The organism is Paenibacillus residui (assembly GCF_042677205.1).
Classification (GTDB): Bacteria; Bacillota; Bacilli; order Paenibacillales; family NBRC-103111; genus Paenibacillus_L; species Paenibacillus_L residui.
In genome coordinates this window covers 42259-65931 of record NZ_JBHTIU010000047.1, presented here as the reverse complement: position 1 = coordinate 65931, position 23673 = coordinate 42259, and the positions used below count along the sequence as shown (strand labels likewise).

Sequence of the window (23673 nt, the reverse complement as noted above, 5' to 3'; positions counted from 1 at the left end):
GAAACGACTGATATTGACGCCGATTCGCTCGCTTCTTAATGCTGTAGAACTTTTGACTGTCCAGTACTATTGTACCCCATTTGTGAAAGGGAGTTCACTTAGATTTTGTCATCCTGTTCCCCTATATAAAAATGGAGCCCCAGGCGAGCCCCATCTCCTTGCTCATTATTTGGTTAATCCCTCACCGCCCCAGGCGGGGTTGGAAAACAGGTGAAGCGAACTCCATCCAGCTGACCGAGGCACGGCCCGGCCTAAGCGAGATCACTTTCCCCGGTGCTTGGCCTTAGCTTTCTGCCGCGCGATCTCCCGCTTATGTTCCTTAAGCTTTTCCCTCTGCTCCCGGGTAAAGACTTTCTTCTCTTTCTTCCTCTTCTCGTACTCCAATTGAATGGCCTGATGGGCGGCGGAGGCTGCCCCCGGCTTATTCATCTCTCTGGCCGCCAGCCTTGCTATCCGCTTCGGATTGATTCTTCTCCGTTCACGATGGCCTGCGGAGACCTCTTGAGACAAATTTCTGCAGAAGCTCAGCAAATGGCTGTTTACGAAATCGAGGATTTCCTGATCTTTAGGCTCGGCTCCGAATACGTAGCGGCCGGCCTTTAGCTTGCCCCCGTCGTGAAGCTCGATGATACCAACCCAGAATTGGCCGTCATGATAAACCGTCATTTTCATACAAATACCCCCTCTCTTAATGCAGAGAGTGACGGACATCCCGAGGGGGGAAGGTTACTGACACGGGTCCGCGGACGAAATCGCCGTGCGTCCGGACTACCAACCGGAGCTGTGTTTTTACACTCTCACAATAAATTATGGAGAAATCATTCCAAGATGTCAATCGGGACGATGCTTCCCGCAAGGTAGCGGAAGCGGAAGGACGGATTAGATCGAGAGCATTCCGGGAAACCGTTCGGAACGCCTCTTGATTTAATTCATAAGAGGAGATGAAGGGAAGAAGAAGGACGGCTCGAGGAATTGACAATTAATAGACGTTATATGATAATGTCTATATAAATTGACATAATTTCGAGGGTGTGTTTATTGTTGGATGTATCGGAACGGTTTTGGAATGCGTCACTCGAAGATCTGAGACGCGGCTATGTTCGGGAGGGAGATTATTATTGGTGCCTGCTTTGCGGCAAAGCATTGGAGCAAGGGGTCGTTTACCCTGCGGAGGGAGTGTTCTACGAGGCGGAGAGGTATATGCGCATTCATATTGAGCGGGTGCATCAATCCGTGTTCGACCATTTGATCGGACTGGATAAGAAACTGACCGGCCTTACGGAGCATCAGAGCCGCCTTCTCGGACTCTTTTATCAGGGGAAGAACGACAAGGAGGTTCAGCAGGAGATGGGGATAGGCAGTGCCTCCACCATACGGAATCACCGTTTTGCACTAAAGGAGAAAGAACGCCAAGCCAAGGTATACCTTACCCTGATGGAGCTGCTGAAAGACAAAGATAAGCACGCCCCGTCCTTCATAGAGGTTCATACTTCGGCTACCATGATAGATGACCGCTATAACATCACTTTGGATGAGGAAGAGGCGGTTCTGCAGAAATATTTTCCGCAAGAAGCAGGAGGGCGCTTGAAGACTTTTCATCTCAAGGAAAAGCAGAAGGTGATCGTTCTGCGCGAGATCGCCAGGCGGTTTCAGCAAGAACGGGTCTACAGCGAGAAGGAAGTCAACGAGATTTTGCAGGAAGTTTATGACGACTATGTAACGATAAGAAGGTATCTTATCGAATATGGATTTATGGACCGGAAGCCGGATGGAAGCCAATATTGGTTAATGGCCCGGTGAATCCGATAATAAAGGAGTAGGAAAAGATGGATCGTGAACGTAAAAAACAGCTCGCAGAGCAGTATAAAGAAATGAAGATCGAGGCCGGAGTCTATCAGATCAAAAATACTAAAAACGGGAAGCTGTTCATCAGCAGCACCCCCAATCTGAAGTCGCTAAACGGGAAGCGTTTCGCCCTGAATAACGGAACGGATGTTCATAAGGAGCTCCAGAAGGAATGGACGGAATACGGGGAAGAGGCGTTCGAGATTGAAGTGCTGGAGACGTTGAAGCCGAAGGAAAATGTATACTATGATACGAAGGATGAGCTGGCCAAGCTGGAGGAAAAGTGGATCGACAAGCTCCAGCCATTCGGAGAGCGCGGGTATCATACGGAAAAATAAGCGTTAGCATCAATGACCGGGAAGACCGCTTGTATAGGCGGTCTATTTTTTTGTCTACAAGGGCGGGGCTGATCGTCATTAAAATGGTATGTTTGCTTGTGGCTAGATGCGCCGGATCGATTTTTGAAAAAAACGGAACATCATTTCATTTGGATGCGTCAATTATGTATCAAGGATTATGGAAGAGAAAGCGGCGTTGACGATTTTTGGACACGTTGTTGCGCATGGTTACTACAACTTCATTATTACGCTCCTGCAACATGCTTTATGGGAGCATTATAAGAGGAGTGACTTATATGATAAAAAAACTTGGGTTTATGCTGATTATTGTGCTGGTCGTCTCTAGTTTTACGGCATGTGGTTCAGACTATATAATGGGCAATAAAGATGTTAAGGATTTGATTGAAAATATTGGTTTAAAGAAGGAAGAAGTTTTTAACAATTTAAAGCTGGAAGAGGGAAAGGATATTGAGGAGTTCGATGGAAAGGCCGGAATATACGCCTTCAAGGAGGAACGTACTGTTTACGGTCAATCTCTTAAGCTTGCTCTTACTTTTGACATAAATAATGATAAAATGTATGGGTTTATGTATATAAAAGGGTTTAAAGATCAAAAAAAGGATGCATATGACCTTACCCAAAAATTGCAAAAGGATTTAAATAAAGCCTACGGAGAGCCAGCGACTTATCCGGAATTGACCAATACAATTTCAAAGATGCCGAACTATGAAGATTTACCGGAGAAAGAGTCTGCTGATTTCCTTGAGACTTGGAAAGCGGATGATGGATTAGACGTTGAATTACGGATGACTATCCAAGAGGGTCAAAATGCCAGTGTCACACTAACATACAAAATAAACACATTACCTGAAGATTGGAACAAGTAATTCTTAATCCTGTTCATTAACTTTGGTCTGTGACGTGAACAAAAAAAGAGCGCCTCCCGTATACCGGGGTCCGGGAATGCGGTACATTCACTGCCCTGGTTACGAGGAAGACGCTCATGAGTAAACTGGAGAAGATCCAGGTTTATATGGACGATCACAAACCGGCCCCGGCCCGCAAATAATTCGTCAGTATCTCTTCATGCAGGGTGCGGTTTCCCGTGAAAATGGAGGAGGCTTCGAACATCCGGACGGGACTGCCGTCAATAGAGGTAGTGACCGCTTCGACTTCCTTCAGGATGACCAGGCCAGCCGCGTAGTCCCATGGGGACAGGCGCAAACAGATAAAGCCGTTGAGCCTGCCGCAGGCGACGGCGGCCATTTCCAGCGCGGCCGATCCTATAATTCGCGTGCCCCGCAAATCTTGGATCAGAGGATGAAATTTCGTGTGATCGCAGTAATCGTTCGGAACGAGCCACAGGCTGTTGATTCCGATCAGCGAATGCTTGACCGGCGTATCGCTCAGCGGTTTAAGCTTCGTTTCGTTTAAATAAGCGCCCTGTCCGTGCAAAGCATGGAACAGTTCATCCTTGATCGGATCATAAATGACGCCTATTTTAGGCTGCCCGTTCTCATAGACGGCTACCGAGATAGCGAAATTTTCCCTCTGATGGACGAAGCTCGTCGTTCCGTCAATCGGATCGATCAGCCAGACGATTTCATCCATCGGGTCGCTCTCGGCTTCGGCCGACATGCCTTCTTCGCCAATAATGCGGTGGTGAGGGTAGGCATTCTTTATTTTATCGATAAAAAATTGTTCGATTTCCCGGTCCTTCTCGGTCACGAGATCCGCTTCCGACGTTTTATAATCTACGTGCAGCTGTTGTCCCAGACTGTCGCGTAAGTTTCTTCCCGCTTCCCGCGTCCACTCCTTGGCTCTTGCGTATACTTCCTGAAAGTGGTCCATGCGTCAGCCCCCCGTTAAAAATACTTGTCGACTTCTATCTCCTTAAGGTTGCGGTACACGATATCGGCTTGGGTTAAATTCCCGGCTTCTCCTATTCCGATGGCGAGCATTTCCGCTGCCTTGGCGGCTTCCAGGCCCGCTTGCGAATCTTCGAATACTGCGCATGCGCGATAAGGCACATTCAGCTTGTCCGCTCCAAGCTTGAAGACCTCCGGATCAGGCTTGGCTTTCGATACGCTGTTGCCGTCTACAATGGCATCGAAATAAGAAGAAATGCCCGTACGATCCAAAATAAGCGGCGCATTCTTGCTCGCCGAGCCTAACGCAATTTGTATGCCTCTTTGCCGCAATTCGTGCAGCAGCTCCAAAGCGCCGTCGAGCAGCTCCGAAGCGTCCATCTTATGAATATAAGCGACATATCGGTCGTTCTTCTCGCTGGCCAGCTTCTCTTTTTCCGCTTCGGTAAAACGGTCCTGCATCTGTCCGATTTCCAGCAGGATGTCCAGGGAAGCCATCCTGGACACCCCCTTGAGTCTCTCGTTGTGCTGCAGCGTAAAGTCAAAGCCCAATTGATCGGCCAGCTCCTTCCAGGCTAAATAGTGATACTTGGCCGTATCGACCAGAACGCCGTCCAAATCAAAGAGCGCGCATTGATATTTCATTCTCCGGTACCTCCGTTACTTCCGTTACTTCCGTTACTTCAATTCCACCTGAAGCCGATCCTTCAACGTATGTTTCTCGCCATATATATGAATTTCTTTGGTCGTGCCCTTCAGAAGAAGCACTTCGAAAGCTCCCCGCCGGACAACGATCTGGATCAGACTGTCCTCGAAGCGGATTTTAAAATCGTATCCCTCCCATAGATCAGGCAGTGCCGGTGCGATGAACAATCCTTGCTCTTTCACGCGCAGACCGCCGAATCCGTAGACGATGGCCATATAGGTTCCGCCCAGATTGGCGGCATGGATTCCGTCCTTCGTGTTTTTATGCGTATTGAACAGGTCCAGCTTGGAGGATTCGCCGAAATATTCGTAGGCCTTGTCATGAAGCCCCAGCTTGGAAGCCATGATGCTGAATATACAGGTAGAGAGCGACGAATCATGTGTCGTTATTTTCTCGTAGTAATTGAACGAATTGCGGATCGTGCTCAGCTTCTGGGCGTCTTCCAGTATAAAATGGGCGAGCACCGTGTCCGGTTGTTTGCACACCTGATGGCGGTACAAATAGAGCGGATGATAGTGAAGCAGCAGAGGAAACTTATCCTTCGGCGTACCGGCGATATCCCATTTTTTCTTGGAAAGGAACGAATCGTCCTGCGGATTGATGTCAAGCTCCTCGTCATAGGGCAAATACATCCGCTCCGCTGCTTCCCGGAACGCCGCAATCTCCGCCTCGGTCAGCCCGATTTTGCCGATTACCTTCGAGAACGCCCCGGAATCCTGCTCTTGCAGCAGATGGTAAAATTTGGAGGCCCATTGCAGGTGGTATTGCGCCAGTACATTGGTGTAATAGTTATTGTTGACAAGGCAAGTATATTCATCCGGCCCCGTCACATTATGAATATGGAATTTGCCCTTATGTTCATGTCCCGCATCCAGCCACAGTCGGGCGGTTTCGAAGAGGATTTCGGCGCCGCATTCCAGCATAAGCTCCGTATCCTTCGTCAGCAAATAGTAAGTTATAATGGCATAGGCGATATCGCCGTTAATGTGGTATTGCGCGGACCCCGACGGGAAGTACCCGGAGCATTCCTTGCCCATAATCGTTCTCCATGGATACAAAGCTCCTCTGGCATGCCCCATCAGTCGGGCGTGGTCTCTAGCCTGGTCCAGTATGTTATGGCGATAACGGATCAGGCTCTTCGCAATCTCGGGGTTGGTCAGCGAGAAGAACGGCATCATGTACATTTCCGTATCCCAGAAATAGTGGCCTTCGTAGCCTTCACCGCTCAGCCCTTTCGCAGCAATGTTGCTGTAGGCGTCTTTGCCGACCGATTGAATGAGCTGGTACAAGTTGAAATAAACCGCCATGCTCAATTCATCGTCACCGTAAATGTTAACGGCGCAGTTCTCCCAGTATTCCGTCAAATATTTTTCCTGTTCCTCATACAAACGGTTCAGCCCTATGGCAGACACCCGCTCCATCAGTTTCAATGCTTCGTCCCGGCAGCTTGCGCTTCGGATGGAGTCGGACAGGACGGTATATTTTACAAGAGTTGCTTTCTCCCCGGGCGCGAGCTCTGTCTTCCATTCATAGATGGCCGTCCCGTCCTCGATGAAGCGGCTTTCTTGTCCGGCTTTGGAACATTCGTGACGGACCGCGGACGCCACCTGCAGCCCGGATTTCGAGGTATTGGATACAAGGAGAGATGTCTCTCCGACAAATTCCGCGCTTACCGGTAAAATATACTGGAAGGTTTCACCGGCTACCCTCGGATCGTTCGGGTTGAAGTAGTTTTGCACGTTCCCGATATGAGTGGACACCAGGCGAAGTTCGCCGTCGAAATTGACCGATTCCACTTCGTATTCAATCGTAAATAAGGGAAGGAGATGAAAGGAAGCCATTCTTTTGACAGTGATCCTGACTTCATGTTTCTCCGGAGATCTCCAGAGCACCTCGCGCATCGACCAGCCTCTGCCCATATCCAGCGTTCTTGAGCTTTCCACGACTTCGCCGTCGAACATGCTGAACTCTTCGCCGTTAATATAGAGCTTGATTCCTTGAGTATCCGCAACGTTAAGCATCGTCTGCTTCTCTTCGACCAGGCCGTAGAGCTTCTCCGCCTGCTTCATCTCCGCAAAATCGTAGAATCCGTTAATATATTGTCCGCGGATCGACAGATAACCGTCGGGGTAACCTTCCTCGAAGTTCGAACGTACGCCGAGATATCCGTTGGCGTTATGGAATAAAGTTTCATTTAACATAAGATCGTCGTTGTCCAAGCTTAACTGCCGCACTTGAAAACGCAAGTTGTCGTTATTCATCTCTACTGCTCCTTAATCGTTACTAATATTCGTATTACTTAACGGCTCCTTCTCCAATGCCTTTAATAATGTATTTCTGCGAGAAGGCGTAGAAAATTACAACCGGAATGATCGTCATCGTCAAGCCCGCCATGGCCAGATTCCATTGAATCGTAAATTCCCCGAAGAAGTAGAAGGTCGACAGGGGAATCGTCCGCAATCCTTTGGAGGATAGCGTCAGCGAAGGGAGCAGGTAATCGTTCCAAATACTAATGACGTTCAGGATCATGACCGTTACGGTGGTCGGCTTTAGCAAAGGGAAGATGATCCGCCAGAAAATACCGAACTTGGAGCAGCCGTCAATGGTCGCTGCTTCCTCCAAGGCAACCGGAATCGACTTGATGAAGCCGTGATACAGAAATACCGCCATGCTCGCATGGAAGCCTATATTCATGTAAATTAAGCCTTCATGCGTATTCAGCATCGGAATATGCAGCGTTCTGCCGATCATATCCATAAATTGCATCAGAGGCATCATTAAAGTCTGGAACGGAATCAGCATCGTCGCCACGAAGGTCATAAAGATGAACTTGCTCAGCGCGTTGTCTGTCCGGACGAGCATCCATGCGGTCATGGAGGTCAGAACAACGATCAGGATGATCGAGATTACGGTAACGTACAGCGAGTTGCCGAACGCGGTGAGAAAATTCATTTTTTGAATCGCTTTGGAATAGTATTCGAAGCTTAAGCTTGACGGAAGTGCCAGCGCATTGTCATAGAGTTCTTGCCGGTTCTTGAACGAATTGACCAGCATAATGTAGATCGGAGACAGGAAGGCAAATGCGACGACCAACAGAAACAATTCGCCGATAATTTTGCCGGATTTTCTCATCACATTTGCACCTCTCTCTTCTTAGTGATGTATACCTGTGTCAACGTGATGGCGGCGACAATGACGAAGAACACGATCGCCTTGGCCTGCCCTAATCCGTAATGGCCGTAACCGAAGATTTCGTTGTAAATATTCATCGCAAACATTTCCGTGGCGTTGGCCGGGCCGCCTTTGGTCAGGGACAGATTGACGTCGAAAATTTTGAAAGCGTTAGCCAGAGACAGGAACAGACAGATCGTGAAGGAAGGCATCAACAGCGGAAAAGTGATTTTCGTCAGCTTCTGCCAGCCGCTTGCCCCGTCCACCTTCGCAGCTTCAAACACATCACCCGGGATGGCTTGGAGACCAGCCAAATAAATGATCATCATGTAGCCCGCCATTTGCCATGTAAAAACAATAACGGTTGCATAAAGCGCATAGTTGGGGTCCAACAGCCAGTTAAAGAAGACTCCCTTCCATCCTGTTGATTCTCCAATAATTCTGAACCCGTCCGAGAAAATAAATTTCCAGATATAGCCCAAGATCAATCCGCCGATCAAATTGGGCATAAAGAAGAGCGTGCGCGCGGCTTTGGCACTGCGCAGCTTGGAGGTGACCAGCAGGGCAAAGCCAAGCCCCAGGATATTGACCGACAAGATGGCCATAACGGTAAATTTGATCGTATTCCAGGCCGAATCCATGAAGCGCGTGTCTCCGAACAGCTGGACATAGTTGTCAAATCCTACGAAGATTTTCGGGTTAGAAGGAATGCCGTTCCATTCGAAGAACGAATAATAGATTCCTATAATAAACGGAATAATCACGACGGTAATAAAAATTATCAGCAGAGGTACCGTAAATAGAGCGAACCAAGCTTTATCCTTCCAGCTTCTCAATTCAATCCCTTCCTTCCGTTGCTATTGACGGCGTTACATAACAAAAAGCCCATCACCCGACGTATGCTGACCATACCGTTGTGTGAGGGCCTTTTGTGCAATGATTATCCTAATTTTGCTTTATTTTACGCTGTTTGCCCACGCAGCATCTAATTTTTGCAGCAGTTGCTCGCCAGTCATGTCCGCTGAGAGGAAATATTCCTGAGTCGCCGGCACCAGATCGTTGATGATCGTATTAGGCGGGAAGTAGTTATAGGCCCAAGGAATGGTCTTCCCGCTGTTGGAAGCTTCATGTACGGCTTTCGATAACGGATCCAGATTGCCGGCTTCAATATTCGTCATAGCCGGAATAAATCCGAACTCATCCACAATATAATGCTTTCCGGTTTCGCTGGTGAACATCCAGTTTAGGAAGTCGACGCCTGCTTTAATCTCCGCCTCGCTGGCATCGGCATTGATCGCCCAGTTGCTGGCCACGCCGACCGCCAGCTTATCGTTGCCGCTGAGCGGGAATGGCATCATGCCCATTTCGAAACCTAGATCCCCGTAATCCTTGAACATTCCGTAAGCCCAGTTTCCTTGGTGGATCATCGCGCTCTTGCCGGTCGCAAAGTCACCGATCTGATCGTCGTATTTCACTTCCATCGGATTTCTGGTATTGGCTTTAATGGCATCCATGAATTTGGCAAATTCCTGGAATTCCTTCGTATCCGCCATCTTGACTTCGCCTTTGTTCAGCTTGTCGACATAGTCTACCGGGTCTTTCTGCAGAGCGAAAGGCGTATTCAAAATATGCCCGATCAGGAAATAGCCTTCCTGGGATAGTCCCAGTCCGTTAATACCCTCTGCTTTGAACTTTTCGAGCGTTTTGACAAACGAATCGTAATCCTTCACGTCTTCGGGGCTGACCAGGCTTTTGTTGTAAACGAGGCCGTAGCCTTCTACGCCGTAAGGAACGCCAACGACTTTATCGTCAACCTTCAGAGCCATATTAGGCGCAATATTCTTCACGTATTCTTCGTTGCTCTGATCGTACAGATAAGACTTCAATTTATCCGCTTCACTAAGCTTGACAGAGAAGACGGTCGGCCCCTGATTGCTGCTCAGCTTGGTTTGAAGCGTTTGCAGATAACTGTCGCCGGTAGAGCCCCAAATTTCCACATCAATTCCGGTCTCTTCCGTGTATTTCGCAGCCAATTCCTCCAGTTGCTCAGAGATTTCAACCTTACTGTTGAAGACAGTAATTCTTTTGACTTCGGACGGAGACTTGCCGCCATCACCCGCGTTCTTGTTCTCGGATGAACCGCAGCCTGCCAGCGCCAGCGCCACTATAAGCAAGGATGAAACAAGTAAAATAAGTTTTCTGTTTGCTTTCAACGCCATGTGCATCCCCTCATAACTATTAAATTTTAGTAAAACGTTATACTAAAACTATATGCAATGTGGATAGCGCTGTCAAGTGCGGATTTTTACCTTACCGTACCTCTCCAGTTGATTTTGGCGCTGAATTTGAACGGTCCTGCGTTCACCGCGCCTCCGATCATTTCCAGCAGTTCCTTCGCGGCCAAATACCCGCTTTCGTACCGCGGGATGCTTACCGTAGTCAATCCGACCATTTCGGCCAGGTCGCCGTCATCGAACCCCGTTACGGAAATATCCTGGGGAACCCTTATATTATTCTCCTCCAAGGCGCGGATGGCTCCGAAAGCCATATCATCGTTCGCGCAGACGAGTACCTCGGGCAGGGAATGGCTCAGAATAAAGATTTTGACCGCCTGATAGCCGCTTTCCTCGCGGTAATTGCCGTGAAAATAGTATTTGTAGTCGAATGGAATATTATTCTTCTTCAGCGTATCTTCAAACCCCGCGAACCGCTCTTTGTTATCCAGCGTATAGTCCGGCCCGCCGATGAAGCCGAACCGCTTGAAGCCTTTGTTGACAAGGGCTTGGACCAGCTCGCACATCACCGTATAGTTATCGACAATGACGCTCTTCGTATATTCGGTATCAATCACCCGGTCCATCAGAATGATTGGAAAATTTTTGCCCGAAACCGATTTTAGAAAATCGTCCGACAGCTTTCTGTCCAGCGTAATGGCGCCGCTAGCGAAGCTGCTTCTCATGAAATTTTTGCTGGATTTATCAGTACAGATAATGAGGTCATAATCGTTGTCTTTAAGATAATCATGAACGCCGTTAATAATTTTGAGGTAAAAATAACGGTCGAACTCGCTGAAATTAAAGACGATCGTGTTTTTCCTCCCGGTTTTCAAGTTTTTTCCCATAATATTCGGATGATAGCCTTGCTCGGCACAAATCTGCAGAATGCGCTCCCTTGTCGCTTTTCCGACATTTTTACGCCCGTTTAACACGTTGGACACGGTGGATACCGATACCCCGGCTATTTTCGCTATATCTTTGATCCCTATCATCTTGGCCCCACCTTTATTTCATTCTAGCATGGATTATAGCATATCGAATAAATTTATGTAAATTTTACTCGATTATATAGATAAAAAGTAAAATATTTTACTGAAATATTTTTTTGTTAAATGCTTTATTGGAGGATATTATCTTTAAGCGAGAGTGTTTGCCCATTGGCCCCCCACATGGAGTCTATCCCGCTAGTTTCATAACAACAGTATATTACGAGATTTCCTTGCGGGCCATAGCAGAGTTCAGACTTTGGTCCAGTATGGCACTCAACCTGGGACCATTTCGCATCAGGGCGGAGAAAGGTAAACTGGTAAACAAAATATTGCCTGGGGGTTATTTGTTGATGAGTGAGGAAGCCGTACTGCAGCTACGGAATGTTACGAAGAAAATCGGGAGACGCACGATTATCGACCAACTGTCTTTAGACATCTCCCGTGGAGAAGTATTCGGATTGCTAGGGCCTAACGGAGCAGGGAAGACGACAACGATCCGCATGATTGTCGGACTGATCTCCATGACGAAGGGCGAAGTGATCATTAACGGGGTTTCCGTGCGGAAGCAATTTGAATTGGCCATGACCCATGTGGGGGCAATCGTGGAAAATCCCGAGATGTATAAATTTCTGACCGGATATCAGAATTTGCTGCAGGCTGCGCGGAAGCATTCCGGTGTCACGAAGGAGCGGATCCGTGAGGTCATTGAGCTGGTCGGTCTGCAGCACCGGATTCATGAGAAGGTGAAGAGGTACTCTCTTGGCATGCGTCAGCGGCTGGGGATTGCACAGTCCTTGCTGCACAGGCCTTCGGTTCTCATATTGGACGAGCCGACGAACGGGCTTGATCCGGCGGGGATTCGCGAGCTCCGGGAATATTTGCGCCACTTGGCCCGGGAAGAGGGGATCGCGGTTATCGTTTCGTCTCATTTGCTGTCCGAGATGGAGCTGATGTGCGACAGGGTAGCGGTTCTCCAAACAGGCCGATTGATCGACGTGCGTTCTGTCCATGAGATGAAGAGCGCCGGCGGGAAGCATCAGATCCTGATCGAGGTTAGTGAGCCGGAATTAACGAAGGAGGCCCTGATTTCCTTGCTGCCGGCGGAGCATATCGCCATACGCGGCGGGAGATTGGAAATAACGGCGGAACGGCAGCGGATTCCCGAGCTGATCAGGGCATTGGTGCATGCGGAAATTGATGTCTACGGCATTCACGTGGTTCAGCAATCGTTGGAAGAGCAATTTTTGGAGATTACCAGGGGGGAGCAAATTGTCTAGTTTCGTTAACCTTGTTCGTAATGAAAATATGAAAATTTACCGTCGGCCCCGCACATGGGCGATGGTTGGAATATTGATTCTGGTTGTTGCATTAATGTCGGGCATTGTCAAATGGGATGAAATCCGAAGCGTCCAGAGTACAGACTGGAAGCAGAATATCGCGCAGCAGAATGAGCAAATCCGTCAGCATTTGGAGACGGAAGGGGCCAGCCTGAGTCCGGATGCGAAGCAGAAGGCGGAACATGAGCTCAAGTTAAACGAGTACTACCTGGAGCATAACCGGAACCCGGAACAGAGCACCCCCTGGGACGTAGTGAACAACTCGGCGATGCTGCTTGTTCTGGTTACGCTGTTGACGGTTATCGTCGCTGCCGACATGATAGCGGCCGAATTTTCGTGGGGAACGGTTAAGCTGCTGCTGATTGGCCCGGCCTCCCGTTCCAAAGTGATGCTGAGCAAGTATACGGCTACCCTTGGGTTTGCGCTGTTTCTGCTCGTTGTCTGCTTCCTGTCCGCGTTTGGCTTGGGGGTGCTTTTCTACGGGACGGAAGGGCTCGTGCAGCCCTATGTGACTATAGCGGCTGATGGCCGGATTCAGGAAGGCTCGATGCTTCTCCATCTTTTGCAAAGCTATGGCTTCAAAGTGGTTGAGCTGATCATGTATGTAACCTTCGCCTTTATGGTATCGGCGGCCTTCCGCAGTTCATCGATGGCCATCGCATTTTCTCTGATGTTCATGATGCTGGGCCATCCGATAGTGCAAATATTAAGCCGGTATGAATGGGTGAAATATCTGTTGTTCGCTAATGTAGATTTAAGCCAATATGTCAGCGGGACTCCGCTTCGTCCCGATATGACGATGCTGTTCTCTATCGGCATTTTGCTGGCCTATTATGCGGTGTTCCATTTTATTGCCTGGCTGCTCTTTACGAAGCGGGATGTGGCGGGGTAATATTTCGCTCTGAACGTGCCAGGAGGAGTCTTGATGCATTCAAAGCTCAGGTTGCTCGGGAAATAGAAGTGCTGCATTTTCTTGCGAAACCTGGAAACGTTATTCGGGCAAAATGGCACCATTCCATTTTCTTACGAAACTCCATATCGCTATTGCCCAAAAAAGAAGGCCATGGAGCATGATTTCGCCCAGATAACGAACCCGAGTTTCGTAATATTTGAAATGGCATCGTTTTTACGGCAATAACGTTACCAAGGAGACTGTCGATTAATGGTATACAACCAAAGATCATGCGATAATCGCGCACGGTTTGGTTTTAACGGACCCCCAGAGACCTTATTCGCTCCAAAAGGGCCATTCGGTAATTTTAACGGACTGGGATGACCTTATTCTCAAGAAATGCACGCGAAAGTAGGAGAATTTCAAGTAATAAGCGCAACTGTTTCCGTTAGTCTAAAAAAAACCACCTATTTTTGCGAAATAGGGTCTCCCAGGTCCGTTACGTTTTCGCCTGTTGGACTTTTCACTAGTGCAACATCCTGTTGAACGCTTTTCCCACAATGAATCGACAGCCTTTCAAGGTTCATAAGCGAGATTGAAAACGGACAAAGAGCGAGTGTTAGCGGAATAGGACCGCTGGACTCGCTCTTTCTTTCGGAAGTATTAACCGTTTATGCGGTTAAGCTTTTCCAACAGTAGTTTTGCAGTAACCTATTGAGGTATGCCGTATGCCTTTGCACCGTGAGCGTAATCAGACTAATGCGCCGTACATCATTTAATTTCTGTGAACACGAATGCGGGCTGCTTCCACGTGGCCCGGCAGCTTCTCGTAGGAGCCTATTTCCTTAATGAGGGGATAGAGAGCTTCCAACGCTTCTTGATTCAACTGGCCGATGGTCGAATACGTGACCATATTTTTGACCGTGATTCCGGAGAAGGCCCGGGCAAAGCCGTTGGTAGGCAGCACAGCGGTAATCCCGATTCCATAATTGGCTGCGGAAAAAGGGGTGCAGGTTCCGATCAGAATTTCCCCTGCACGATTAATCTGGCCTAGCACCCGGTCCTGGAGCTCCTCTTGACAAACTACCATCAAATGCTCCGGAGCGAAATCATTGATCAGACGGCAGGCCTCATCCATGTCCGGCATGATGAGGATAGCTCCTTTGCCGGATGGACCGAACACGTTTCGCAAGTAGGACTTTCTCGGCTCTTCTGCTTTGTCTATGTACTGCCGGAGCAGCCGTTCTACTTCGATGGCCAGACGGCCGGATGTCGTAACCAGCAAGGAGGAGGAATCCGGCCCATGCTCTCCTTCATTGATCAGGTCACAGGCAACAGTGGAAGGGTCCGCGGATTGGTCCGCCAAGATAACGCATTCGGTCGGGCCGAGACCGACCACGGTCTTCTTGCCGAAGGCTAGAGCCATGCTCATCGCTGCGGCAATGCCGCCCGGACCCGGACCGAAGATTCCGTCCACCTCCGGAACAGAAGGCGTGCCTTGGGCGAAGCCGGCAATGATGGAGACGCCGTTGCCCACGACGAAATGATCGGCACCCGCCAGCCTGGCGGCAGCTACCGTCCCGGGATCTCCCAGACCGTTCGGCAAGGGAGGCATCCCGACAATGATATTCCGGATGCCGGCTACCTTGGCTGCGGTGACCAGCATGATGGAAGTGGAGATCATCGGGCCTTTCCGGGCGGGAATCCAAATCCCTACGGAATCCAGCGGGTTGACCTTCTCCCCGATTACCGTTCCCGGACGGATTTCCAGCTCCCAGGACTCGGGCTTCATAGCTTTGTTGACTTCCCTGACATTTTCGATTGCCTGGTCGATCGCTGCTCTCAAGGCAGGGGTTAGCGAGGCGATGCTTTCATCGATATAGTCTTGAGGCAGAATCAGATCATCCAGCACTACTTGATCATAGGTGCTCGTTGCATTGCGAATGCCGTCATCCTTATGCAGGGCAACGTCATCAAAAATAGAATAAATCCCCGTCAACACCCCGCGGTCGAACAGTGCCTTGTGAGTTTGAAATCGTTTGGCGAAAGCCTCCCGCTCCTCGGGAAAACGAAAAATGATTTGGCTCATACCAGTATCCCTCCTACTAATATTTCTCCGGAGAAACCAAAGCGGCTCATTGGAGTATAACAAAATAGAACCAATATAAATGAAAGACTCGCTTGCTCTTGCAGGATCACGAGCGGAAACGCTGAGGAACGATCCATACGCAAGACAGTTAAAGAATATCAGCGGGTACTCAGAGGAAGAGCAGGCAAAGTTTGAATAACATCCGTCTGCTTTGTGAGATAATGACCGTAAAGGAGGGCCTGCCATGTTCGGAAGAGAAGTTCAGTATAGTGATACAGGGATCACACTATATATGAAAGGTTTATTAAGCTGGTTTGCCGTCAAAAGAAAGCTGGTTATGCCTTATCACACCATCAAGAATGTACTAGTCGATGAGTTTGACCCTCCGCGTTGGATGCTGAGAATGCCCGGTACTTCCATATCGGCCCTTTATATCTATGAAGGCAGCTTTAAATATGCGGATGAGTGGTACTTCCTGTCCTTTGAACGCCGCGAGCCGCTGGTCCATATCGAGCTGGAAGGGCACGAGCACTATAAATACGTTATTTTTCAAACCGACAACCCTACAGAGACGGCTTCGAACATACGAAGACGCTTGGCGAGTTTGCGGGGATAAGACGCAAGCAAGCATCGTCGAGGCGCTGCCTCCTAGAAAGTGGGGGAGCGCCACGAACCCATTTTCGATTTAATCCCACTCAAAATTCTTCAGTAAAATCTCCTCTGTTTTCGTTAAATCCTTAACAGTATAATCCGGTTCGATTCCAGCTTGCTTCAGCTTGTTTAGCCGGTTCAACCAAATTGTCCTTATCCCGATCCTGGTTGCATTTTGTAATCACCCCCTCATTTCCGATTTTTTAAATTTTGTCGAGAGTGAGCATGGCAGACAATTTTTCTTCTTCTGAAGACACTCCGATTAGAAAATCGTAGGTGCCTTTTACATTTTGCATAAACCATCGTCCCTTTCTTTTTTTGGATTAAATAAAAAAACGCGCAAGACCTCTTGGTCCTGCGCGTTCTATATTCCGCAGGGAGGCCAACGCGAGAAGCGTTAGCCCACCCTGAATATTACAGGTGTACTAACGCTGTTTGTGATGATGATGAAGTTGGTTCAGAACTATGGTATTCATAACTTAAGTCCTTCAGCCAATTATTTACAGATGATTATAACAATAAATTTTAAGAGGTGCAAGTGATTCTATTAATGACTGCTGAAGCTATTTGTTTTTATGCAAAGAAAAAGGGGCTTGGTCAAGCCACAACGTACTTTGCCCGACATTCTGTAAAGTGGTTTGGAAATATTGTTGGGCTACCAAATGATTGTTAATTAACTTACATTATTTGGTTCCTTAATCTTACTTTTTATGCAACTAAACATTTGTTTTGTGATTTAAAGATTTATTTGGTAGACAATCCCATTAATTTGGAATAACATTGGAAGTATTAAATACGAGAGAAGGTTGTGTTTGAGAGATCGGTTGAACATCCTGGGGTAATCTTAGGTGAAGAAGATTATTGGGTTGACATTTACGTAGCAAGAGAAATGCATGGAGGAATGCCTGATGGTTATTACATTTTTAAAGAAGCACCTTGCAGTGGTGGCGTCTGCAATCCGACGTGATTAAATGAACGAAAAGGGCATCGGGGTATTTTTATTAGGAGTAAGTACGTTGCTGTTTATTGCACAAAAAGGCATCCATTATATCAGTGCTGCCATACTGGCCTCCGCAAAGTGGCAGCCAGCGTCACCAACCTTCAATTCTGCGTATGAAGCGATAAGTAATCCTATCTCAAATGCCCCCATTCTGATCTCGTTTCTCGCTGGAATTGGTTTTCTACTGTGGGGATATTTTAAAAGAAACCCAAAGTAACACTTCTGCAAAATACTTATTTTAAAAAAATGCCGCAAACACTTAGCGGCATTTTTTTATGAGTACGCCCAGCATGGGCGTCATCTCTAGGGTGAAAGTCCCGAACGGGGGCTGGCGAACGCCTACCGTTAGCCAAGAGCAAGGGTGTCCGCCGTGAGGCGGAATCTGAAGGAAGCTTAGAGGCAAATGCACGAGCCAAGGTACACGAACTCGATTTGAGGCAAGGCTAGCTGGATGAGTCCCCACAACAGGACGAAATCCGAAGTCGCCAAGAGCTAGTCTTGTATACACGAGTGGCTGCGGACAGACAGATGACGTTCTTATCTGGGGAGACCTGCTGAATACGCGAAGTCACTTCGTAACCGTGGTTGAGAAGCCACGCTGAATCTGCAGGAGTCAGCAGAGGCCATAACAGGTTTAATGAATCCCGCGTTAATATGAGGAGGGGGTTTTTATGATTTCGAAAATTCTTTTTAAGATCGATAGTAAGGAATTTAATAATCGATATGGTGTTCCATTAGATATGAATTCTATTAGGCAGGAAGTTTGTTCTTTAAGAAATAATAAAATTATTACGAGAAGGATTATCGGTAGTGGAATTGATTTTGCGGAATCTATATTTGATCAAAAAAATATAGCAGAAGTTATCCTGTCTAATATAGAAATTCAATTTGCTTTGTATCAATTTTATGTTTTTTATAGTGCTGTAGAAAATAAAGAAGATCGTTCAAAGGAAAAATTAACTTGTGAGATTTGTTATCCTAAAGAAGATAGTAAGTTAAGTGATTTGACATTATCAAATTTGCTATCAATCTTCGATTCTTTAGTTGTAGTTTACAAAGAAGATAAAACGATTGTTGTAGCTAGGCTATCAAGTTTAGAATCACAAATGAAAATCTATAATATATACAGAAGGTTGTACGAAGAATCACTGTTAAATCCATTTATTCTAACTTTTATAACCGAAAATAAATGGGATAAATTGGAAGATGTCAGTAGCAGCATCTATCAATACCAGCCTTGCGAAGACGACATAAATGCTATTGTTCTAATGAAATGATCTTCATTAATTTTATAGAACAACAATTGATACTGTCCAATTATTTCATGTTTTATTGTTTGGGCTGGAATGTCCATGATGTTACAACGAGCATGACACTGAAGAAATTGGAAAAATATCACAAAAAAATATTTTTCACTTCAACTTCCGATCGGTTCTTATCGCAGCTTCTCATGATAGCCGACGCTTAACATGACTATCAGCCAATAAATTGCCTCAATAGCTGATTAAATTTGTCGCGTTCTTCCCAAAATGGACCATGGCCGCTGTATGAAAAAGGGACAAGCTGTGAGTTTCTTATCCTGTGATGGAGTTCTTGAGCTTGCGCGAAAGGGATCACTTTGTCATGAATGCCGTGAATGATTAAAGTAGGGGCAACAATTTTGTGTAGATCGGCCACCAGGTTCTCATCCCTCAGCAAAATGATAATGGCCGCAGTTGACCACCGGCGGCTTGTAATCCCATGTGAATAAACCAATTCGAAAATGGCTCGGTGATATATTGAAAGAAGAAGGTTTCTGTAACGGTCCGCATCATCTTGGGGCGATCATTTAATGCTTCAGTAAGAAGCTGATTGGCCGTTTCTTTGGTAAACCCTCTGGGAGCTGCAGCGTCTATTAAGACAAGCCTGGATACTCCGAAACCGTTGTAACGTGCCATATATCTAATGGCGATCGCTCCACCGGTAGAGTGCCCCGCAAGAGTGAAATGATTTAATTGAAGCGCATCAATGACAGCTCGGATATCATCCGCCAACCGGTCATAAGTGTAGCCGCTTATCGGTTTATCCGATTTGCCGAAGCCTCTCCAGTCTATGCCTATGCAGCGGTATCCCATGGCGGGAAGAACATTAAACTGATATTCAAACAGTTCATGGCTTAACGGCCAACCATGTAAAAACACTATCGTCTTATGTCCGCCGGGGTTAATATCTTCCACATAGAGCTTTACTCCCGGTTCTACAGTAACAAAGTATCCCACGTCGATTCCTCCGTTAATCAAAGTGCATCAACCATAAGATACTCACTGAGGGAAACAAAGGTGAATGCCTATTCCCGTTTGCTTCTTGCAAATAAGGCGGGGGCTATTTGGTGGATAGAGGTGGAAATCCTGCACGACTCCACAGCCATAAGGGAGTATGAACGTCAATCGGTGCCAATCCGCTGCCATGCAGCGCATTTTCCCATGCTTCCGCGACCGCCTTCCGGTCATCTGCCGTGCCATTCATTACATCGGAAGAACACAATCCTAATTTGACCGTAGCTTTCAAAACGTGTGTATCAGGAGCAACCGTAATCAGTTCACGGGACTTCCATTTAACTCCTGTATAGGTCTCCATCACATACAGCCAATAATTGAAAATTTTCGGGCCGGACAGATACGGAAATTCCGATTTACGGGTGGCCTGCATTATGTGTTTGAGGGGGGCGACGTCAAATTGCACCGATTCCAGCAAGCCCCAAACGTCTCCCTTAGCCGAGGATTGAGCGATTCCTTGTGAAACCTTCCGCCAAATTTCCGGATGACGATTGGGCTGTAAAGCTACACGATACTGAAGCAAAGCCAAGCGCAGTTCATCCAGGGAGCTTTCGGATACGGCACGGGGATGAAATATCCATCTGGTACTTTTATCGTGATAAGCCTGCGCAATGAATTCCCAAAGTGTGAAAGAATTTCTTTGATAATTTAACGACATTCCCAATGTCAACACGTTCGGCATTTCCGCGTCAGGGACCATTCCAATTAGAGCATCCTCAGGCATTACCTCCCCGCCAAGAAGACCTTCCCTATGCATCTGTATTAACAGCTTCACTTTTTCCAAAAAGGATTCGTTCGTCATATTCTCCTCCATATAGGCCAGTGACTGATCCAAAATATTTCACCAGATGAAATCCAATAATTAGATAATTGAAAGCGATGAAAATGAATGCAAACCGACCCGTCTGAGGCAGTTAATAAGTTTCGTAAATGAGTTGGCGATTCATTTCAAGCTTCCTATTAAACGACACGTAAATATACAGTTGTCCGGCCGGAGTATCCCCCGCATCGTAACCCAACCGAGTGGTGCCGTCCCCGTCAAACCTAAGCTCGGACAGGACCAATTCGCTTACATCTTCGTCAGGATGCGTCTGGGCGATCAGGTCCAGCGCTCGAAGAGTAAGCTCGTCCAAGTTCAGCCAAGCTTTCTTGATGATGGGCGACAACCGTTTCATATCCGCTTTGGCGGGAACATCCGCGGTAACGGAAAGCTCATTCCCCTGATAATGAAGCGCGGCTGTATAATAAGATAGTGAGCTATCGTACGTGAAAGTGGCTATCCCCTTGACGGTGTGGTCCGGCTGGACGATGAGATTATCGGCATAATCCAACCGCTCCAGCTTTGGATTATGCAGGGTATCCAGCTTCGAAATTTTATTTTCCGAACAGTAGAGCTCGACCAAGCGCGAATTATGGCTGAGATCCAACCCCGTGATATGGTTGTTGAAACATCTTAAACTTAGCAAATCCGGGTTTCCGGTGACATCCAGTTTCGTTAGATGGTTATGATTGCAGCGGATTTCGATCAGTTTCGTGCAGTTCTTTATATTCAAGCTGATCAAATAATTGTTTCCGCAATCCAGATGCGTGAGCAGCGTGTTGTGCTCCAAGTTCAAACTGAACATTGAATTGTAGCTGCAATTCAGTTCTTGTAAATTGTTTCCCCCGCATTCGAGCGTTCTCAGATGGATATTTGTGCCGATGTCGAGCTTCGTCAGGTTATTAAACGAGCAATCCAGTTCCTCGAGAGACGCGAAATGTTCAATTCCCTTCAGGCTTGAGAAGCCTTGATTCGCAAGCTGCAGCGATACGACTCGCTCCACATCGCCCGTCTCAATCCATTCACGGTTTTCGCAAAATTTCTCCAGAACGAATGTTTTGAAACGTTCATCAACGAAATCTTGGGTAATATTCATGGCACTTCTCCTTTTGCGGCAATCTCATCCTCCCATAATTGGAGGAGAAGGCGGGCTATTTTCTAGTGGATTTCCGAATTTTTGCGATGCTTCCAGTCCCGGTAGCGCCCGCAAATTTAATTATAGGTTCTCATGGTGAAAAGGACAGCGTCTTTTGACTCAGTTTCGGTGATAAGTAAACTTTTTCTGGTAAATAGAAGGAATACTCAGAGGAGGTATCAAATATTAAAACAACCTCGTCCCTGAATTTGCCGTGAAAAAGGAGGAAGAAAATTGACGCTTAGACCAAGGGTTTGCGCCGCAATTATTAGAAAAAATCGAATTTTAATGGTATTTCACGATCATGGGGATCGCAGTTTTTGGACATTTCCAGGAGGAGCAGTAGAAGAGGGAGAAACTTTGGAAGAAGCCGTATTGCGCGAAGTCAAGGAGGAAGTAAAGCTGAATGGCAGAGTCGAACGCTTTTTATTCGAAGATACATATTCCCTCGGTCCCGATTACTGTTTTTTAGTTAGCGTTGATCCAGAGGAAGAGGCACAACTGGGAGAGGACCCGGAACTTCCGCCGAATGAGCAAGTTATGAAAGCAGTGGCTTGGTTTACACTTGAAGAAATGAAACATGACAGGCAGGTATCGAAGGTCATTAAATGCTTTAATGTTGCCTACCCTTAACGAAAGGCGGGATGATTATGGTCATTTCAAAGGAAGCTCGTGTAGTCGATGATCCCGTGATTAGAGAAGAAGTATTTGTTTATGGAGTATCCAAACAAATAAAGGACCATTGTTCGTCAAATGCTACCATCCGCAAAGGTATTCGATTAATGAAGAGGGGCGCCGCCATGAGTTGGAGCGCTCGTTATCCTTTCAGGATTATCTTTACGAGAATAGTAGACTATGTCCGGGTATTCTGCGCATAAATCATAGATACATTCACCGGACGGAATCAGGTCACTTTTATGTAGTTATGCATCATACGGAGGGGAAAACTCTCAAAGCCGGTCAAGTGGAAACCGCCCATATGTATCAAGTTGGAAAATCGGCAGGATGATATGGTTAACCGGTATGGGGGGCTTTGAGAAGAACCCCCGGCTTGCCGAAAGAAGATCCCCTCAATTCTGATAGCCGATGATCCGCATATGGGTATGATTGGTCTTATTTCCTATTGTCGGTGCCTGTACTGCATAGGGGTACAGTTTTTGTATCTTCGGAATAGTCGGCCAAAGTAGTTGATGTTGCAAAAGCCGACGGCATCGGATATTTCTGTGATGGTCAGACTATGATCGTCAAGCAGCTTTTCGGATTTTTTGATGCGGAATTTATTAACGAATTCCGTGAATGTTCCCCCTGTCGCCTTCTTAAATATTCTGCAAAAATGAGACGAACTCATATTAGCAATGGACGCTATTTCTTCCAAGGTGATTTTTTCATGGTAGTGCTTTTCTACATAATGAATGATTTGATTCAGCAATTTAATATTTTGTTTATCCGCTTCCATGCTTCGGGTTGGTTTATCTTCAGATGAATAGAGCCTGGCTAATTCCGTTGTGATGACGAAGATATATGCTTTTATGGCTATGGCATAACCGACTTTTTGCTCGTTATATTCCCGGATAATGCCTTGCAACGGTTCTATAAATATCCGATAATTAGCGTCCGTTGGTTTTAATACTATTGGCGGGGACAAGGGGTTAATGAGGGGGATATTATCATAATAGTCAAGCAGCTCGGGGTTGATTAGTAATTCCCTATTAAATAGAATCGCATAATAATCGGGTGTTTCGTTGATTGCTTCCCCAGCATGGATAAGATTTTCACGAATGATAAAAATATCTCCTTCAACCGCATGGAATGTTTGCCCATCGATTTGAAATTTCGCTTCTCCCTCTGCCATGTAAATTAATTCAATGATTTGCTCATGCCAATGAGGGTGAAAAAGAGCTAAAGAATTGTCTTTTGGCGGTTGATAAATAAAATAGGGGAAGGATTTACTTTTTAATACCGGAAATTCCTGATATTCAACTTTATGATTCATGGAAAGTCCCCCTTGTACCGGTCAATATAAAATGATAGTACGGTTCGTTTTTGGTGTATAAATAACGGATCCCCAAAGCAAAATTGTGCGAAAATTAAGCAAAATTAGATAGAGAACATCCCACATTAGAAATGTATCATTAACATAAATCGGAATGAGGAGAACTCAAACCGGTGATAACCCGCCGTTGATTCAGAATTCCCGCTTCGAGATGTGAAAAGTTTCAGAATATTTTATAACGGAAAAAC

At 46.8% G+C, this 23673-nt stretch carries 21 protein-coding genes and 1 pseudogene; 9 read left to right on the top strand and 13 right to left on the bottom strand.

The window, feature by feature from the left end; all coding sequences use genetic code 11:
* Positions 1–261: 261 nt before the first annotated feature.
* A complete protein-coding gene (locus ACFQ03_RS14940; protein ID WP_379289110.1) occupies positions 262–672 on the bottom strand; it encodes a YjdF family protein in 411 nt (136 codons plus the stop codon).
* A gap of 369 nt (positions 673–1041) precedes the next feature.
* Here ACFQ03_RS14940 and ACFQ03_RS14935 point away from each other — a divergent pair, with 369 nt between their 5' ends.
* The 3 genes from ACFQ03_RS14935 (at position 1042) to ACFQ03_RS14925 (ending at position 3070) form a co-directional block, all read left to right on the top strand.
* Positions 1042–1800, top strand: a complete 759-nt coding sequence (locus tag ACFQ03_RS14935; protein ID WP_379289119.1) for a DUF2087 domain-containing protein — start codon at positions 1042–1044, stop codon at positions 1798–1800.
* A 26-nt stretch (positions 1801–1826) separates the two neighbouring features.
* Entirely contained in the window at positions 1827–2183 is a 357-nt protein-coding gene (locus tag ACFQ03_RS14930) for a GIY-YIG nuclease family protein (RefSeq protein ID WP_144942030.1), read from the top strand.
* 296 nt (positions 2184–2479) lie between these two features.
* On the top strand, positions 2480–3070 hold the full coding sequence (locus ACFQ03_RS14925; protein ID WP_379289108.1) for a hypothetical protein: 591 nt from the start codon (positions 2480–2482) through the stop codon (positions 3068–3070).
* 154 nt (positions 3071–3224) lie between these two features.
* On the opposite strand, the gene ACFQ03_RS14920 is transcribed toward ACFQ03_RS14925, so the two are convergent.
* The 7 genes from ACFQ03_RS14920 to ACFQ03_RS14890 all read right to left on the bottom strand — a co-directional run bounded on the left by ACFQ03_RS14920 (position 3225) and on the right by ACFQ03_RS14890 (position 11196).
* The gene (locus ACFQ03_RS14920; protein WP_379289106.1) at positions 3225–4034 is read right to left on the bottom strand and encodes an inositol monophosphatase family protein; all 810 of its coding nucleotides are present in this window, start codon (positions 4032–4034) and stop codon (positions 3225–3227) included.
* 14 nt (positions 4035–4048) lie between these two features.
* The gene (pgmB, locus tag ACFQ03_RS14915) at positions 4049–4696 is read right to left on the bottom strand and encodes a beta-phosphoglucomutase (protein WP_379289104.1); all 648 of its coding nucleotides are present in this window, start codon (positions 4694–4696) and stop codon (positions 4049–4051) included.
* A 33-nt stretch (positions 4697–4729) separates the two neighbouring features.
* Positions 4730–7018: a glycoside hydrolase family 65 protein gene (locus ACFQ03_RS14910; protein WP_379289102.1), complete on the bottom strand. Its 2289-nt coding sequence runs from the start codon at positions 7016–7018 to the stop codon at positions 4730–4732.
* A gap of 34 nt (positions 7019–7052) precedes the next feature.
* The gene (locus ACFQ03_RS14905) at positions 7053–7889 is read right to left on the bottom strand and encodes a carbohydrate ABC transporter permease (protein WP_144941362.1); all 837 of its coding nucleotides are present in this window, start codon (positions 7887–7889) and stop codon (positions 7053–7055) included.
* Positions 7889–8764, bottom strand: a complete 876-nt coding sequence (locus ACFQ03_RS14900) for a carbohydrate ABC transporter permease (RefSeq protein ID WP_144941345.1) — start codon at positions 8762–8764, stop codon at positions 7889–7891. The genes ACFQ03_RS14905 and ACFQ03_RS14900 overlap by 1 nt, the downstream gene beginning before the upstream one ends.
* A 120-nt stretch (positions 8765–8884) precedes the next feature.
* Positions 8885–10141, bottom strand: a complete 1257-nt coding sequence (locus tag ACFQ03_RS14895) for an ABC transporter substrate-binding protein (protein ID WP_379289116.1) — start codon at positions 10139–10141, stop codon at positions 8885–8887.
* Between the two features lie 92 nt (positions 10142–10233).
* Positions 10234–11196: a LacI family DNA-binding transcriptional regulator gene (locus ACFQ03_RS14890; RefSeq protein WP_144941343.1), complete on the bottom strand. Its 963-nt coding sequence runs from the start codon at positions 11194–11196 to the stop codon at positions 10234–10236.
* A gap of 347 nt (positions 11197–11543) precedes the next feature.
* Between ACFQ03_RS14890 and ACFQ03_RS14885 the strand changes: the two genes are divergently transcribed.
* Both ACFQ03_RS14885 and ACFQ03_RS14880 read left to right on the top strand, forming a co-directional pair.
* On the top strand, positions 11544–12470 hold the full coding sequence (locus ACFQ03_RS14885) for an ABC transporter ATP-binding protein (RefSeq protein ID WP_379289099.1): 927 nt from the start codon (positions 11544–11546) through the stop codon (positions 12468–12470).
* Entirely contained in the window at positions 12463–13422 is a 960-nt protein-coding gene (locus ACFQ03_RS14880; protein WP_379289097.1) for an ABC transporter permease, read from the top strand. The genes ACFQ03_RS14885 and ACFQ03_RS14880 overlap by 8 nt, the downstream gene beginning before the upstream one ends.
* A 775-nt stretch (positions 13423–14197) precedes the next feature.
* On the opposite strand, the gene hisD is transcribed toward ACFQ03_RS14880, so the two are convergent.
* Positions 14198–15511: a histidinol dehydrogenase gene (gene hisD / locus ACFQ03_RS14875; protein ID WP_379289095.1), complete on the bottom strand. Its 1314-nt coding sequence runs from the start codon at positions 15509–15511 to the stop codon at positions 14198–14200.
* Positions 15512–15755: 244 nt separating this feature from the next.
* On the opposite strand from hisD, the gene ACFQ03_RS14870 reads away from it, so the two are divergent.
* The 3 genes from ACFQ03_RS14870 to ACFQ03_RS14860 all read left to right on the top strand — a co-directional run bounded on the left by ACFQ03_RS14870 (position 15756) and on the right by ACFQ03_RS14860 (position 18439).
* The gene (locus tag ACFQ03_RS14870) at positions 15756–16127 is read left to right on the top strand and encodes a hypothetical protein (RefSeq protein ID WP_379289094.1); all 372 of its coding nucleotides are present in this window, start codon (positions 15756–15758) and stop codon (positions 16125–16127) included.
* Positions 16128–17178: 1051 nt separating this feature from the next.
* Positions 17179–17379 carry a hypothetical protein gene (locus ACFQ03_RS14865; protein WP_379289092.1) on the top strand — a complete coding sequence of 67 codons (201 nt, stop codon included), beginning with the start codon at positions 17179–17181 and terminating at the stop codon, positions 17377–17379.
* Between the two features lie 454 nt (positions 17380–17833).
* Positions 17834–18439, top strand: a complete 606-nt coding sequence (locus ACFQ03_RS14860; protein WP_379289090.1) for a hypothetical protein — start codon at positions 17834–17836, stop codon at positions 18437–18439.
* Positions 18440–18638: 199 nt separating this feature from the next.
* On the opposite strand, the pseudogene ACFQ03_RS14855 reads toward ACFQ03_RS14860, so the two are convergent.
* The 3 genes and pseudogenes from ACFQ03_RS14855 to ACFQ03_RS14845 form a co-directional block, all read right to left on the bottom strand.
* Positions 18639–19420, bottom strand: a pseudogene (locus ACFQ03_RS14855) (alpha/beta fold hydrolase).
* A gap of 103 nt (positions 19421–19523) precedes the next feature.
* On the bottom strand, positions 19524–20279 hold the full coding sequence (locus ACFQ03_RS14850) for a hypothetical protein (protein ID WP_379289088.1): 756 nt from the start codon (positions 20277–20279) through the stop codon (positions 19524–19526).
* Positions 20280–20391: 112 nt separating this feature from the next.
* A complete protein-coding gene (locus ACFQ03_RS14845; protein WP_379289086.1) occupies positions 20392–21393 on the bottom strand; it encodes a leucine-rich repeat domain-containing protein in 1002 nt (333 codons plus the stop codon).
* Positions 21394–21666: 273 nt separating this feature from the next.
* Here ACFQ03_RS14845 and ACFQ03_RS14840 point away from each other — a divergent pair, with 273 nt between their 5' ends.
* Positions 21667–22065, top strand: coding sequence for an NUDIX domain-containing protein (locus ACFQ03_RS14840; protein WP_379289084.1), 399 nt, complete (start codon positions 21667–21669; stop codon positions 22063–22065).
* A 487-nt stretch (positions 22066–22552) separates the two neighbouring features.
* Here the strand turns inward: ACFQ03_RS14840 and ACFQ03_RS14835 are convergent, their stop codons facing one another.
* Positions 22553–23425: a helix-turn-helix transcriptional regulator gene (locus ACFQ03_RS14835; RefSeq protein WP_379289082.1), complete on the bottom strand. Its 873-nt coding sequence runs from the start codon at positions 23423–23425 to the stop codon at positions 22553–22555.
* Positions 23426–23673 lie beyond the last annotated feature (248 nt).